At 66.1% G+C, this 14,028-nt stretch carries 15 protein-coding genes; 8 read left to right on the top strand and 7 right to left on the bottom strand.

Annotated features, from left to right (window positions below):
- Nucleotides 1-107: 107 nt before the first annotated feature.
- Complete coding sequence (locus P0D62_RS09835) at nt 108-1,121, bottom strand: sugar-binding transcriptional regulator (RefSeq protein ID WP_275702460.1); 1,014 nt, start codon at nt 1,119-1,121, stop codon at nt 108-110.
- Nucleotides 1,122-1,313: 192 nt separating this feature from the next.
- Between P0D62_RS09835 and P0D62_RS09830 the strand changes: the two genes are divergently transcribed.
- From P0D62_RS09830 to P0D62_RS09815, 4 genes are read left to right on the top strand one after another with little or no spacing between them, the layout of a single operon-like run.
- Nucleotides 1,314-2,303 (top strand): phosphotriesterase family protein, encoded by a 990-nt coding sequence (locus P0D62_RS09830; protein WP_275702459.1) that lies wholly within the window; start codon nt 1,314-1,316, stop codon nt 2,301-2,303.
- 1 nt (nt 2,304) lies between these two features.
- Entirely contained in the window at nt 2,305-2,967 is a 663-nt protein-coding gene (locus P0D62_RS09825) for an orotidine 5'-phosphate decarboxylase / HUMPS family protein (RefSeq protein ID WP_275702458.1), read from the top strand.
- Nucleotides 2,964-3,857, top strand: coding sequence for an L-ribulose-5-phosphate 3-epimerase (locus P0D62_RS09820; RefSeq protein WP_319947000.1), 894 nt, complete (start codon nt 2,964-2,966; stop codon nt 3,855-3,857). Before P0D62_RS09825 ends, P0D62_RS09820 begins: the two co-directional genes overlap by 4 nt.
- A 7-nt stretch (nt 3,858-3,864) precedes the next feature.
- Nucleotides 3,865-4,533 carry an L-ribulose-5-phosphate 4-epimerase gene (locus P0D62_RS09815; RefSeq protein WP_275702457.1) on the top strand — a complete coding sequence of 223 codons (669 nt, stop codon included), beginning with the start codon at nt 3,865-3,867 and terminating at the stop codon, nt 4,531-4,533.
- Nucleotides 4,534-4,581: 48 nt separating this feature from the next.
- Here the strand turns inward: P0D62_RS09815 and P0D62_RS09810 are convergent, their stop codons facing one another.
- The 4 genes from P0D62_RS09810 to P0D62_RS09795 form a co-directional block, all read right to left on the bottom strand.
- Nucleotides 4,582-5,625 carry a glycosyltransferase 87 family protein gene (locus P0D62_RS09810; RefSeq protein ID WP_275702456.1) on the bottom strand — a complete coding sequence of 348 codons (1,044 nt, stop codon included), beginning with the start codon at nt 5,623-5,625 and terminating at the stop codon, nt 4,582-4,584.
- A gap of 208 nt (nt 5,626-5,833) precedes the next feature.
- The gene (locus P0D62_RS09805) at nt 5,834-6,334 is read right to left on the bottom strand and encodes a peptidase inhibitor family I36 protein (protein WP_275702455.1); all 501 of its coding nucleotides are present in this window, start codon (nt 6,332-6,334) and stop codon (nt 5,834-5,836) included.
- A gap of 385 nt (nt 6,335-6,719) precedes the next feature.
- Nucleotides 6,720-7,352 (bottom strand): response regulator, encoded by a 633-nt coding sequence (locus P0D62_RS09800; protein ID WP_275702454.1) that lies wholly within the window; start codon nt 7,350-7,352, stop codon nt 6,720-6,722.
- A complete protein-coding gene (locus tag P0D62_RS09795) occupies nt 7,345-8,505 on the bottom strand; it encodes a sensor histidine kinase (protein WP_275702453.1) in 1,161 nt (386 codons plus the stop codon). The genes P0D62_RS09800 and P0D62_RS09795 overlap by 8 nt, the downstream gene beginning before the upstream one ends.
- A 152-nt stretch (nt 8,506-8,657) precedes the next feature.
- Here P0D62_RS09795 and P0D62_RS09790 point away from each other — a divergent pair, with 152 nt between their 5' ends.
- The 4 genes from P0D62_RS09790 to P0D62_RS09775 all read left to right on the top strand — a co-directional run bounded on the left by P0D62_RS09790 (nt 8,658) and on the right by P0D62_RS09775 (nt 12,664).
- Nucleotides 8,658-9,692 carry a FecCD family ABC transporter permease gene (locus tag P0D62_RS09790; protein WP_275702452.1) on the top strand — a complete coding sequence of 345 codons (1,035 nt, stop codon included), beginning with the start codon at nt 8,658-8,660 and terminating at the stop codon, nt 9,690-9,692.
- The gene (locus P0D62_RS09785; RefSeq protein WP_275702451.1) at nt 9,689-10,753 is read left to right on the top strand and encodes a FecCD family ABC transporter permease; all 1,065 of its coding nucleotides are present in this window, start codon (nt 9,689-9,691) and stop codon (nt 10,751-10,753) included. Before P0D62_RS09790 ends, P0D62_RS09785 begins: the two co-directional genes overlap by 4 nt.
- Nucleotides 10,750-11,550: an ABC transporter ATP-binding protein gene (locus P0D62_RS09780; protein ID WP_275702450.1), complete on the top strand. Its 801-nt coding sequence runs from the start codon at nt 10,750-10,752 to the stop codon at nt 11,548-11,550. Before P0D62_RS09785 ends, P0D62_RS09780 begins: the two co-directional genes overlap by 4 nt.
- 64 nt (nt 11,551-11,614) lie before the next feature.
- Complete coding sequence (locus tag P0D62_RS09775; RefSeq protein WP_275702449.1) at nt 11,615-12,664, top strand: ABC transporter substrate-binding protein; 1,050 nt, start codon at nt 11,615-11,617, stop codon at nt 12,662-12,664.
- A 205-nt stretch (nt 12,665-12,869) separates the two neighbouring features.
- Here P0D62_RS09775 and P0D62_RS09770 read toward each other — a convergent pair whose 3' ends face one another.
- Both P0D62_RS09770 and P0D62_RS09765 read right to left on the bottom strand, forming a co-directional pair.
- Nucleotides 12,870-13,562 carry a DUF6036 family nucleotidyltransferase gene (locus tag P0D62_RS09770; RefSeq protein WP_275702448.1) on the bottom strand — a complete coding sequence of 231 codons (693 nt, stop codon included), beginning with the start codon at nt 13,560-13,562 and terminating at the stop codon, nt 12,870-12,872.
- A complete protein-coding gene (locus P0D62_RS09765; RefSeq protein WP_275702447.1) occupies nt 13,559-13,957 on the bottom strand; it encodes a hypothetical protein in 399 nt (132 codons plus the stop codon). The genes P0D62_RS09770 and P0D62_RS09765 overlap by 4 nt, the downstream gene beginning before the upstream one ends.
- Between the last annotated feature and the right edge of the window lie 71 nt (nt 13,958-14,028).

Raw genomic sequence — 14,028 nt, 5'->3', positions numbered from 1 at the left:
TCATTAAGGCGGCGTATCACGCGTTCGGTAACGCCGAAAGAAGGGAGGATCACGCAATCATCTGCACATCTGTGCAGGAACTGAACTTGTGGGACCGTTGACGCCGCTCAGCTCGTCGCCGGTTCGAGCAACCGGATGGCGGTGGCCCGGTCGGTGACCAGTCCCGAAAGATAGCGCCCGCGCAGCACCGCGCGCAGGGCGTCGACCTTGGCCTCTCCCCATGCGACGCCGATCACCAGGGGGATCTCGCGCAGCCGCTCGAGGTCGACGGCGATGGTCCGGTTACACAAGTCGGTGACCAGATGAACGCCGGTGGCGCTGATGTGATGGCCGCACAGGTGCGCGACCCCACCCATCCGGACGATCTCCCGGGCCACCTCGGCATCCTCATAGGGCTGCAGGATGGTGCCGGAGTGACCACCGGTCATGGCGCCCACGCCGACCAGCGCGATGTCGGCGCGAGCCCCCAGCTCCAGCGTGGTGCCGATCTGGTTGTCGCTGCGCAGCGCCTGGGCGACCGTCGGGGTGGCGACCACCAACGGCGCCGGCAACGGATGGAAGGAGCCGCCCAGCCGACGGGCCATCCGACGACAGGTCTCCGGCGAGTCCATGATCAGATCGGAGTTGCCGACGCTGCCCACCATCTGCACCACCCGGGAGCGGGGCCAGATCAGCTGAGGCATGGCGTCGACGGTCGCCGTCACCGCCGCGCCGTTGGAGATGCTCAGGACGACGTTCTCCGAACTGCACTCGATCAGCAGGTCGGCCGCGCACTGGGCGATCTCCGCCGGCGCGGCCGAGGGATCGCTCGGATCGGCCACCCTCACCTGACGGAGATCGAAGGTCTGAGCCAGCGCACGCTCGATACCCACCACGCGTTCCAGCGGGTGACTGACCCTCATCTTCACGATGCCCCGCCGGCGCGCCTCGGACAACAGCCGGGACACCGTCGCCCGGGAGAAGTTCACCTCCGCCGCGATCTCGGCCTGGCTCTGGTCCTCCAGGTAGTAGCGCCGGGCGACCTCCAGCAGCAGAGCCGTGTGTTCGCGACTGGTCAGCGTTCGGGAACGGTGCAACGGGGCCGCCGCTTTGGCCTGTGGAGAACTCGTCGGTGTGATCATATGTTCATCCTAAGTCAATTCGAACGCCGCCGTCGGGCGTTTTCAGCAATTCCCCCGCGTGCGCCGGGGAGAGTTCGCAACTCGCCTTGAACATATGTTCACATCTGGCTTGGGTGAGGAGGTTCGGCGTCCTTAGTGTTCAGGTGTCAGCCAGGTCGCAGACAAGCGGCCGAGATTCGAAGGAGAACGACAATGGCATTCGCACGAACCCTCCGTGGAGATGTGGCCCCCCAGAGCCTCGGCGTGGTGAACGCTCATGACCACTTGATCCGCGTCGGCGCCGGCGAGGTCTACATCGATCCCGACCATCAGCTCGACTCGGTGGAGAAGGCGGTCGAGGAGGCCGGCTACTTCGTCGCCGCGTCGAAGAAGTGGACCCCCGACGGCGGCACCGTCGTGGACATGTGCCCGATCAACTGCGGCCGCGACGTCAACCGGCTGGCGGAGGTCGAGGCGCAGGTCGACGGGCTGCAGGTGATCCTGGCCACCGGCTTCCATCAGGAGAAGGTGTATCTGGAGAGCCAGTCGCACTGGGTGAGCCGGTACAGCGTCGAGCAGATCGCCGAGCTGATCATCGCCGACATCACCGAGGGCATCGACGCCCACGACTACTCCGGGCCGATCGTCGACCGCACCCCCTACAAGGCCGGCGTGATCAAGGTGGCCACCGCCTACGGCAAGATCACCACATTCGAGCGCAAGTGCATCGAGGCCGCGGCCATCGCGTCGATCGAGACCGGCTGCCCGATCAACACCCACACCAGCGCCGGCACCTGCGGCCTGGAGCAGGCCGAGCTGATGATCTCGCTGGGCGTTCCCGCCGACCAGATCGCGATCGGCCACATCCAGCGCAATGCCGACATCTGGTACCTCACCCAGATCCTGAAGACCGGCGTCTACCTCGAGCTCGACGGCACCGCCCGGCTGAAGTACCAGCCGGAATCCAACCGGATCAAGGAGTTCCGCGAGCTCGGCGAGGCCGGCTTCGGCGACCGGCTGCTGCTCGGCACCGACTCCGGCAAGCGGTCGTACCAGAAGGCCTACGGAGCCACCACCGGCGTCGACTACAACCCGGCCGTCGACGGTCCCCGGATGCTCGATGAGGGCTTCGACCGCACGTACGTCGAGAAGCTGCTGATGCACAACGCGCAGACCTTCTTCGCGTTCCGCAAGGACTCCTGAGATGGCAGCATTGCCCAAGCCTCGGCTTCAGGTCGCGCTGGACACCAAGGAGCTGGTCGATGCGCTGCGTCCGCTGAATCAGGCGATCGACCAGATCGACGTGATCGAGTGCGGCACTATCCTGATCATCGCCGAGGGGCTGCGCACGGTGCGCGAGATCCGGGCGCTCTACCCCGACAAGACCATCCTTGCCGACGTGCGGATCGCCGAGGCGGGCACCTTGATCGCGCAGAACTGCTTCGAGGCCGGGGCGTCCTGGGTGAGCGTCGTGGCCGGCGCCTCGCTCACGACGGTCGGCCAGGTCGTGAAAGTAGCCAACGAGTACGGCGGCGAGGTGCAGATCGAGCTCGGGGAGACCTACGACGCCGACCGCGCGCGGCAGTGGCGACAGCTCGGGGCGCAGCATGTGATCGTGAAGCGCTCCCGCGACCGGGAGGCGGCCGGCGATCTGAGCTGGGGGCCCAACGACGTGAGCCGGATCCACGAACTGGCGGAGATGGGCTTCACCGTCACCATCACCGGCGGCGTCACCGTCGACGACCTGGACACCTTCGCGGGTGCCCCGGTCGGCGTGGTGATCGCCGGCCGGGCGATCGTGAAGTCGGAGGATCCCCTGGGCGCAGCCACCGAGTTGCAGCAGAAACTGGCCGAGGTCTGGTCGTGAGCGCGGTCGCCGAACGCGTCCGGACGTCGCTCCAGGTGAGCCTCGGCATCTACGAGAAGGCCCTGCGCTGGACCGGCGATTGGGACGCGCTCTTCGCCGACGCCCGCGCGGCCGGTTTCAGCTTCATCGACCTGTCCGTCGACGAGACGCCCGAGCGCCGGGCGCGCCTGGACTGGTCTGCCGAGACCCGGCAGCAGGTTCGCGACGCCGCCGCCCGGCAGGGCATCCAACTCGGCGGCTTGTGCCTGTCGGTTCACCGCGGGGTGGGGCCGGGCTCGGCCGATCCGGCGGTGCGCGCCGAGGCGGATCGGATCTTCGCCCGAGGGATCGACCTGTGCCAGGATCTCGGCATCCCGGTGCTGCAGGTGGCCGGCTACTACGCCTATTACGAACCGGCCGATCCCGGTCAGCGGGAGCGCTACGTCGAGTCGCTGCGCACGGCGATCCCCCGGGCCGCACGGGCCGGGGTGCTGCTGGGCATCGAGAACGTGGACGGCAACGACGTCACCTCGATCAGCCGAGGGATGAACATCGTCCGCGAGATCGACTCCCCCTGGCTGCAGATGTATCCCGACGTCGGCAACATCGCCGAGCAGCAGCTCGACGAGTTGGAGGAGCTGAGGGCCGGCAAAGGCCACATGCTGGCGATCCATCTGAAGGACGTCCGCGTGGGCGAGCCGCGCCGGGTTCCGATGGGCCAGGGCATCGCCGACTTCCCGAAGGCCTTCGCCGAGCTGGCCCGTCAGGGCTGGAGCGGCCGGATGATGCTGGAGATGTGGAACGACGACGCCCCCGACTCGGTGGAGCGTTGCGTCGAGGCCCGGCGGATCGTCGAAGGCTGGCTCGACGACGCCAGCTTCGAGATCGTCACCGACACCCCGGAGAGGTAGGAATCACATGCTGGAAGAACTGAAACAACAGGTGTGCGAGGGCAATCTGGCGCTGGCACGGGCCGGCCTGGTGGCCTGGACCGGTGGCAACCTCTCCGCCCGCGACGACGAGCACGGCGTGATCGTGATCAAGCCGTCCGGCCTGCTGTATTCGGAGATGACGCCCGACGACATGGTGGTGGTCTCCTTCGACGGCAAGATCGTCGAGGGACACCGGGGACCGTCCTCGGACACCCAGTCGCATCTCGGGATCTACGCCCACCGCCCGGACGTCGCATCCGTCGTGCACACGCACTCCCGCTACGCGACGGCGTTCGCGGCCGTGGGCAAGCCGATTCCGTGCTGCCTCACCGCGATCGCCGACGAGTTCGGCGGTCCCGTGCCGTGCGGCGATTACGCGCCGATCGGCGGCGACGCGATCGGCAAGGAGGTGGTGGCCAAGATCGGCCGCTCCCCCGCGATCCTGATGCGCCAGCACGGGGTGTTCACCATCGGCCCCACCATCAACAAGGCGCTGCAGGCGGCGATCATGGTGGAGGACGTGGCCCACACGGTGGCGATCGCGATGGGCATCGGTCAGATCGAGGTGCTCCCCGACGAGGAGATCGAGGCTAACTACGACCGCTATCACAACCGCTACGGTTCGATGGCCGCCAGCCACGGCATCACGCAGTAATTGAATCAACGATGGCCGGCCCGGGGACATACCCCGGACCGGCCATCGTCATCTGTCGCTCGGAGTTTTGCGAAAAGCGCACCAGGTGACGACGAGGAGGAACGCCACGCCCCACAGCAGATGGGCGTTGCCCAGGATCTGCTGGTACCAGTTCCACTGACGTTCGCGCCCTTCCTCGTGCGGCATCAGCCAAATGATGCGCCCAAAGAAGACCACCGCACCCGCCGCGACCATCCCCCACAACGCGCCGCGGTCAGGGCTATGCCACGCCCACATCACGAGCAGGATCAGGGCCGGCACAACCCACACCCAGTGGTGCGACCACGAGATGGGCGAGGCCAGCAGCGCGTAGAATGCCATCGTCAGTAGTGCAGCCAGGTCGTGCCCCTGCGTGACGAGCCGCCGCATCACGACGAGCAGGCTCAAGCCGACGACGGCACAGATGCCGAACCAGACCATTCCGCCGCCCTCGCTGACGCCGAGTCGTACCAGCATGCCGTTAATCGACTGGTTCGAGACGTAGGCGAGACCGCCGATACGCGACGGGTCGAGGATCGTCTCGGTCCAGTACTGGGCCGATGCCTTCGGCAGCAGAGCGAATCCCACCCCGGTGACCACGAGCGTTGCGACGATCCCGGTGATCAGCGCCCGCCAGTCGCGTCGGACGACGAAGTAGGCCAGGAACACCGCCGGTGTCAGCTTGATGGCTATGGCCAGCCCGATCAGCGATCCCTGCCACCACCGGTCTCGACCGACGATGACGTCGACGACCACCAAGGTCATCAGGAAGACGTTGATCTGCCCGAAACCGATCGTCGAGTACACCGGCTCCACCCACATCATGGTTGCGAGGCCTCCGACAGTGAGCCACGTCAGCTGGCCGGAACGCACGACGCCCAGCTCGCGCAGCACCAGCCGGATCACCACCGCTAGGCAAGCGAGCGTGGCGGCGGTGAAGATGATGTTCGCGAGCCAGAAGGGCGTGGCGGCGATGGGTGAGAAGAGGACCGCCGAGATCGGAGGATAGGTGAATGGAAGATTGACGCCGATCTGAGTGTCGGGCAGGCGGCCATAGAGAGCCGAGCCCTCCAAGAAGGCCTGCCCACCGAGACGATAGACATCGAGATCAATGCGGTAGGGAGGAATGCTCTGGTTCCATGGTCTACCAAAAACCAGGAGAGCACTCCCCACGAGCATTGCGGTGCCCGCAACGAACTTAGAGAGAGGTGAATGCCTCTCGTCTGAGAAGGTCACGCTGGACCACATCGCATGCACAGGCCGACGCCGCCGCTTCAGCAAGTCACACTGACTTCTGCCACTGGATCGACGAGATCTGATCGTTCAGTGCGTTGCCGACGTATTTCATGCTGCCAACCCAGCCGGTGCTCGCGCCCCCGTAGTTCTTGTCCTCCCAGAGCTTGACCGTGCATCCACCATAGACCTTGAAGGAACTGACTTTGTTGTCCCAAGAGCTGGGCAGGTTCTTGCCGTCGATCGTCCCCTTCTTGCAGGCCTCGGTGTCGAAGATCTGCAGGTACCCTCCACCGTAGTTGAGATCTTTGTAGAGCTGCGCCACCAGATGCTCGGCCATCGGACTCACCCCTGCCTGGGTTCCAAACGTCGCGTTCTGCTTGGCCGCGACAGACTGGACCAGCTCTGCCTCCGTTGCGAAGCACTTGCTCTGGTTCGTGGCAGCATTGAGCCAGCAGTAGTCGAGGGAGTCCGCTGACGCCGTCGGGGTTCCCGCAGCCGCGATGAACGCTGCTGCCGCCAACACGGCGCTAATCTTTGCGGTTCGCATGATTTGTACCTTCTTCACATGATGGATTGACGATCTACAGACAATTCACCCTGGACAAGGCCTCTACATAAGCCATGCTGGCGACTGCCTGCATTCCCAACGAAACCAGGCAGCAAGAGCTTCCCGCTATAGCACTTCTGGGTAGGTGCGGGCGGCCGATCCCCTCGCCTAGGCTCTCTGCGGGACCGTTGTCCAGAAAGACGCTGTCACCAGATCTGGAAGAGCCGGGTTCCCGACCATTGACGTCTCGAAGGAGCGACCTTTCATGTTTGACGTACCACCGCCGCCGTACGTAGCGCTCGTTGTCCCACGACAGCCTTCTGCCGCCCCGGCAGCTCCCTGCATTCCAGGCAATCCGAAATGGCCAGCATGCCTTTTCAAGCTTTCAGAGGATCCCCGCGTGGATGGCCTTGAATACAGCCGAAGCGCGATCATGAGCATCCAACCGATGGAAGATGGCACTGAAGTGCTTCTTCACAGTGTTGACGCTGCACCCGAGCTTGCTGGCTATGGCCTCGTTGGAGTTACCCTCACTGGCCAGCTTGAGCACTTCACGTTGCCTCGCGGTTAGGGGCGACACGTCTGGGCGGACTACACAAAAGCTCTCGGTGAGCATTCTTGCGGGAGACTCAGATACAGCCAGTTGCCCGCTTGCTGCCAGCCGCAGCAGCGGAACGACCCGTTCGGGCGGATCGTGCTTCACCACGTACCCTAGCGCCCCGCATGCCAGCGCGTCCCGGAACGAATCCTCACTATCGATGGACGTGTACATCAGCACATGCAGATCCGGGTGCAGACTCGTCACCCGGTCGGTCAGTTCATGCCCGGACAAACCAGGCATTCTTACGTCAACGACGAGAACATCGGGACGCTGATCCGCTTTCGAGAGTTGCGTCAGAGCGATGTCTCCGCTATTCGCCGTCCAGAGCACGAGGATGCCATGTGGCGCCAGCACAGTCGGCAACTCCTCCAGGAGGATAGGGTCGTCGTCAACCAGGGCTATCTTTAGGCTATCCATTTCGCTCTACCATCTTCACTGGCATCTCCAGTCTCAGCACCCAGGCTCCGTCTTCAGCACGGGTCTCAAAACTCCCGCCCGCGCTCTCCACACGCTGGGCGAGATTGCGGAGCCCACGCCCCCCACTACTTCGGTCCACGATCGGAACAGCTGGCATCTGATTGATCACCGCAAGAATGAGCAGATCATCCGTTCGGTCCGCTGCGATGTGTACCGGCCCTCCCGCAGCGGCGTAACGAACGACGTTCGCGGTAGCCTCCCTCAGCACCAACTTGGCCGTTTCCTCGGCCTCGCTGCCTGAGGCCAAATCGCCGGTTGCATTGAGCGTGGCCGGGAAGCCTGCTTCCAGCAAGTTCCTCCTGGCCTGTACCAGGCTAAGAGCCAGGGATCCGCCGCCACCTGGCCGTGTCGCGTCGTCCTGGTCAAGCACTCGGACAATCGAACGCAGTTCCTCCAGCGCTGACGAGAGATTGGTCTCGATCAGTTCAAGCACCGGCCTGCTGTCCTCACCCGGCGGATGGCGAACTATTGCCGCGCGGGCGACTGCCACCGCCTGCGTAAGAGTCGAAGCAACGCTGTCATGCATGTTCGCCGCCAGTGCCTGTCGCTCCGTCTTTCGCTGAAGCTCATGGAGTTGCGCGAGTTGGCGCCGGCTCTCGCCCTGACTTCTGACAAACATCCCCAGGAGCGCTAGCGACAACGAGTAGAAGACCAGGATGGTTGAAGCGCCCGGTTCAGTTGCCCAATCCACCATCGATCCAACGACGACGGCCCCAGCGGCCGCGATGCCAAGCCACGTTGGTCTGCGGGAGTTCACTTCGACCAGGAACACCAACATAACGAACCACAGGCCGCTGTTGAAGCTGCCCGGCAAGCCGACCAGGCCGAGATATCCCATAAGCACCGCGATGGTTGCTGCTGTACGCCACTTCGTCCAGATGAGGATCGCAAACCCGAGGACCGCAACACTGAAAGGCACCCATTCAACGCTGGGTATCTCGCCCCGACTCCACAGTCGGTACTGAACTACTGTTCCGACGATCGCGAAACCGCTCAACAGCAGCCGACTCGCAAGCCACCAGCCAGATCGTTCCTGCGCCTGGCGGCCGGCAGGGCTGGTCGGCACGGCGTCGCGGACCTTGGCAAACGGCATGTCGCCCCCTCGTGAGATTGACCTGAGCCTATCGAGGCACGTTGCATCTCAGCCTGCCAGCCTTGGATTCTGCACTCACAGGCAATTAGGTTAGGCTTCGCTAGCCAAACTCTGGAGCACGTTCCCGCTCCGCTGAACCGAACCGGAGACCCATGTCGCTTGCCACGCCGACCGTCGCCCCGACGGCCGCACCGCCGGTGACCGCCATGCTGCGGCGCCGTATCGCGGTGGCGGCCATCGGCGTCGCGGTGCTCGTGTTACTGGCCCTCACCAGCCTATTCGTCGGCTCCGGCGGCATCTCGCCCGCCGACGTGTGGCGGGTTCTACAAGCCGATGACGGTTCCACCACCGCGCTGCTGGTGCGCGAATTCCGCGTGCCGCGCACGCTGATCGCGATCACCGTCGGCATCGCGCTGGGACTCTCCGGCGCGATCATCCAGGCAATCACCCGCAACCCGCTGGCTGACCCGGGCATCCTCGGCGTCAACGCCGGCGCCTACACCGCGGTGGCCTTCTTCAGCTCGTCGCTGTCCACCGGCCACGTGATCTTCGCTCTGGTGGGCGCGCTGGTGGCGTCGCTCATCGTCTACGGCATCGGCACGACGGGGCAGGCAGGCGGCACGCCCACCAAGCTGGTGCTCACCGGCACCGCGCTGGGTGCCGTGCTCTCCGGTTTCAGCTACGCGATCACGCTCACCCGTCCCGAGGTGTTCGACAAGATCCGGTTCTGGAGCGCAGGCTCGCTGCAGAACCGCCAGTTCGACACGCTGTGGGCGACGCTGCCGTTCATCGTGGTGGGCGTACTGATCGCGCTCGCGCTGCCCCGCGCACTCAACGCGCTGGCGCTGGGCGACGACGCGGCCGTGGCCCTTGGCTCCCGCCCGGGAATCACCAAGTTCGCCGGCGTGGTGGCGGTCACCCTGCTCTGCGGCGCCGCGACGGCTGCCGCCGGGCCGATCGCCTTCGTCGGCCTGATGGTGCCGCACGCGCTGCGTTCCATCGTCGGCCCCGACCAGCGCTGGATCATCCCGCTGAGCCTGCTCGCGGCGCCGATCCTGCTGTTGACCGCCGACATCGTGGGCCGCATCGCCGTCTCCAACGAGCTGCCGGCCGGTGTGGTCACCGCCTTCCTCGGCGCGCCCGTGCTCATCGCGCTCACCCGTCGGAAGGGGGCGAGGGGTCTGTGAACGCCCGCAACAGCACCGGTCTCGTCTGGCCGAGCGCCATCGTCCCGCTCCGCGCCGGGGGCTTCAGCTCCCGCATAGAGCTGCGCGCGGTGATCGTCACGGCCCTCGTCATCGTCGCGGCCTTGGCCTGCGCCGTGTGGTCGCTCACGCTCGGCAGCGCAGGGCTCGGCGTCGCCGACCTGATCTCCGCGCTGCAGGGCACCGCCGACGATCGCACCACCCGCACGCTGCTCGGCTGGCGCATGCCCCGCACCGTCTTCGCCCTGCTCGGCGGCGCCGCGCTGGCGGTGGGCGGCTCCGTGTTCCAGTCGATCACCCGCAACCCGCTCGGCAGCCCCGACATCATCGGCTTCTCGGCGGGCGCCTACACCGGCGCGCTGCTGGTGATGGTGTTCGGCGCCGGTGGCTCGCTCGCCATGTCGCTCGGCGCCCTGGGCGGCGGCATCCTCACCGGCGTCATCGTCTACCTGTTCGCGTACCAGCGCGGCGTCACCGGCATGCGGATCATCGTCGTCGGCATCGGTGTCAGCCTGTTCCTCGGCGCGTTCAACACGTGGCTGCTCACCACCATGCGCGTGGAGAGCGCGATCTCGGCGGCCAGCTGGGGCTCCGGCTCGCTGATCGACATCGCCTGGCGCCACACCATCCCGGTGATCGTCGCCGTCGTCGTGGCGGTACCTGCGCTGATGCTCAGCGAGACCGACATGCGCATGATGGAGATGGGCGATGACATCGGCCGCGGGCTCGGCGTCAACACCGACCGGGTGCGCGTGCGGATGCTGCTGATCGCCGTCGCGCTGGTGGCCGTGGTCACCGCCTCGGCCGGGCCCATCGCCTTCGTCGCGCTGGCCGCGCCCCAGCTGGCCATGCGGCTCTGCGGCACCCCGGGCGTGCGGATCATCCCGTCCGCCGCGCTCGGCGGTCTGCTCCTGCTGGCCAGCGACATGGTGGCGCGCACCATCCTCGCGCCCACCCAGCTCCCCGTCGGCGTCGTGACGCTGTGCGTCGGCGGCGCGTATCTCGTGTGGCTGCTCGCCGCGCAAGGAAAGAGGAACCGATGACCGTGACCGCCGACGCCCGCCTGCAGGCGCGCAATCTGACCACCGGCTACGACGAGCGCCCCATCGTGCATGGGCTCGACATCGACGTGCCCACCGGCTCATTCACCGTCATCATCGGACCCAACGGCTGCGGCAAGTCGACGCTGCTGCGCTCGCTGGCACGGCTGATCAAGCCGTTCTCCGGCTCGGTGCTGCTCGACGGCGCCGACGTGTCGTCGGTGCGCACCAAGGAACTGGCCACCAAGATCGGTCTGCTGCCCCAGACGTCGATCGCCCCCGAGGGCATCACCGTGATCGACCTGGTCACCCGAGGCCGACACCCCCACCAGAGCATGCTGAAGCGCTGGAGCCGACAGGACGAGGAGGCTGTGCAAGCCGCGCTGGAGCGCACCCGGCTGACCGACCTCACCACCCGCGTCGTCGACGAGCTCTCCGGCGGTCAGCGTCAGCGCGTCTGGATCGCCATGGCGCTCGCGCAGGACACCCCGCTGCTGCTGCTCGACGAGCCCACCACCTACCTGGACATCTCGCACCAGATCGACGTGCTCGATCTGTGCAGCGCGCTGCAGCGAGAGGGTCGCACCCTGGTGGCCGTGCTGCACGACCTCAACCAGGCCACCCGCTACGCCACCAACCTGGTGGCCATGAAGGACGGCCACATCGTCGCCCAAGGCAACCCGTCAGAGGTTGTCACCGCGGCGCTCGTCGACGAGGTGTTCGGGGTACGCGCCAGCGTCATCCCCGACCCCGAGACGGGCACCCCCCTCATCGTCCCGGCTGCGCCCGTCGTCGCCTGACCCCGGCCGGCCTCACCGCCCGGGAATATCCATCAGACCCGCCCAACGAACCAAGGAGAAACACATGCGTCGTTCACGCATCGTCGTCGCCGGCATCACGCTCGCGGCCCTCGCTCTGACCGCCTGCGGCAACGGTAACGGCACCGGCACCGAGTCGCCCGCTCCCACCACCAGCGGCTCGCCCAGCGCCTCCCCGTCGGCCGACGCGCCCGCCGCCACCGGCAGCACCGTCGCCGACACCCTGTACGGCGCCGTCGAGATCCCCGCCCCCGAAGACGGCGAGCTGACCGTCGTGGCGCTCGGCTGGTCCGACGCCGAGGTGGCGCTGGCCCTGGGCGTGCAGCCCGTCGGCGCTTCGGACTGGCTGGGCTTCGGCGCCGACAACAAGGGCGTCGGCTCGTGGGCCGTCGCCGAGTACGGCGACGTCACCCCCACCCTGTTCGAGCAGCCCGGCAACGGCTACGACTACGAGGCCATCGCCGCGCTCGACCCCGACGTCATCCTCAACACCCGCGCCGCAGCCGATGAGGACGTCTTCAACAAGCTGAGCGAGATCGCCCCCACCGTCTACGCGCCGGCCGGCACCGCCGACTACGGCACCGCGTGGGACGTCCAGGTGAAGCAGGTCGCTCAGGCGCTGGGCGCCGACGAGCAGGGCCAGACGGTCATCGACTCCGTCGGCGCCGTCATCGAGGAGCAGGCCGCGGCCCATCCCGAGTTCAAGGGCGTCAAGGCCGTCACCGGCACCAAGTTCGGCGACCAGTACGGCGCCTACATCGCCGGCGACTTCCGCTGGGATCTGATGGCCTCGCTCGGCTTCGAGCAGAACCCGCCGGTTCTCGAGGTGGAGCCCACGGGCTTCTACGCGGCCCTGTCCGCCGAGCAGGTTCCGGCTCTCAACGCCGACGTGGCGGTGTTCTTCCCCATCGGCTACACCCTGGCCGAGATGGAGGCCGACCCGCTGCTCGCCTCGCTCGACGTGGTGAAGAACAAGCGCGTCGTGTGGCTGGAGTCGGGCGACGACCTGACCCAGGCCTTCAGCGCCGCCAGCCCGCTGTCGATCCCCTTCGCCGCCCAGGGCGTCACCGAGCGCCTGGCCGCGATCGTCGGCTGAGTAGACAGCTCGCTTCTGAAAAGGGGCCGCGCGGGAATCCTCCCGCGCGGCCCCTTGCACGTTGTCGAGCCGAGGCTCCGGCAACGTGGTGTTTCCCGTTTTCGCTGGAACCACTCGCGCGAAGGCTCGGCTCACTCGCCAGCAGAACCTGACGTACACCGTCTGTGCGGCGGCGTTGGCGCTGAAGCCGTGAAGCGGCGCGGCACTACTGCTGCGGTGCCCCGTTGGCTGGCTGGTCATCTGCGGTTGCTCTGACATAGTTCCGAGCCGCCTCAGACCATCCGCCTCCAGCCTCTGCGGCGAGGCCGAGATCCTGCTCATCAATGCGCGCCGAACCAATGGGCAACCCTCGGGCTTCCGCGCTTCGGAAGACATCCTCGGCGATATAAAGAGCCTCGTCAGGATCGAACCACCCCACATACGTGTCATCGAACAACTCGTTGGTGATGTCGGCAGCCTGTTGGGGTTCTTCGATCCCGAGGAAGTTGAAGAGATAGACGAGGTCGTCGAGGTCTTTACCTCGGTTGGCCCGGATCTTCATCGCAAGCAAGTGCTTCGGGCTGATGATTGATATGTCCAACCCTGGCACAGTGAGTTCACCGGCGTCGACGTCAGCCTCGTTCGTGGTGAACGCAATCGCTGCAGAATTGAACCAGTCCCGCCCCAATCCATGCGCCGCAGCCACCTGGTCCGCCGCTTCCCGAAGCTCATCGGGGTGATCCCGCAAGGCCGCATCCACATCTCTCGTGACTCGACGGCTATTCAACGTGAGCGCCATTGCCGTGCCGCCGACGACATAAATCGAGGCGGTGAGCCCCCTCGCCTCCAAAAGGCCACCGACCTCTCGGAGCAGTTGGATGATCTCGTCCCGACCAAGGTCGCGTCCGCCGTCACTCATGCTTGCGCGAAGTCCCTTCTAGAGATGAAGACGCCAAGCCGCTTCAACTCCGCAGGGGTGTTCGCCATATCGCAGACAGCGCGCGCACCACCCGCCTTCACGGGCCACCAGAACGTACCCAGGGGTTCCTTGGCCGTCCAGGCGGGCGCAATCTCAGACATCTGGTGGAGTCGATAGCGGATGCTGCCGGCAAGAAGCAGATCCCAGCGCGGATCACCTGTGGTGGCCGGTTCGGACAACGCCTCGCCAAGGCTTCCGTCTTGCGCGGCAAACGGTAGGCGGTTGACGCCGTCGATCAGCAACCGCAGAGCAGGGCTCTCGTCACCGCGCTCGAGGTTCTCGCGGACATCCGCAGCAATCTCCTCAGCGGTGACCCAACTGCGGTTCTCAAACATCTCCCCTCCTTGTCGCCGATTTGATCGAGTCCCTGTTCTCGACGAAGGGACGCGGCTGCGTAGTCGTGATT

This window comes from Tessaracoccus caeni (assembly GCF_029211185.1).
GTDB lineage: Bacteria > Actinomycetota > Actinomycetes > Propionibacteriales > Propionibacteriaceae > Arachnia > Arachnia caeni.
Note: the sequence above shows the minus strand (reverse complement) of the source record. Positions and strands in the feature narration are given on the sequence as shown.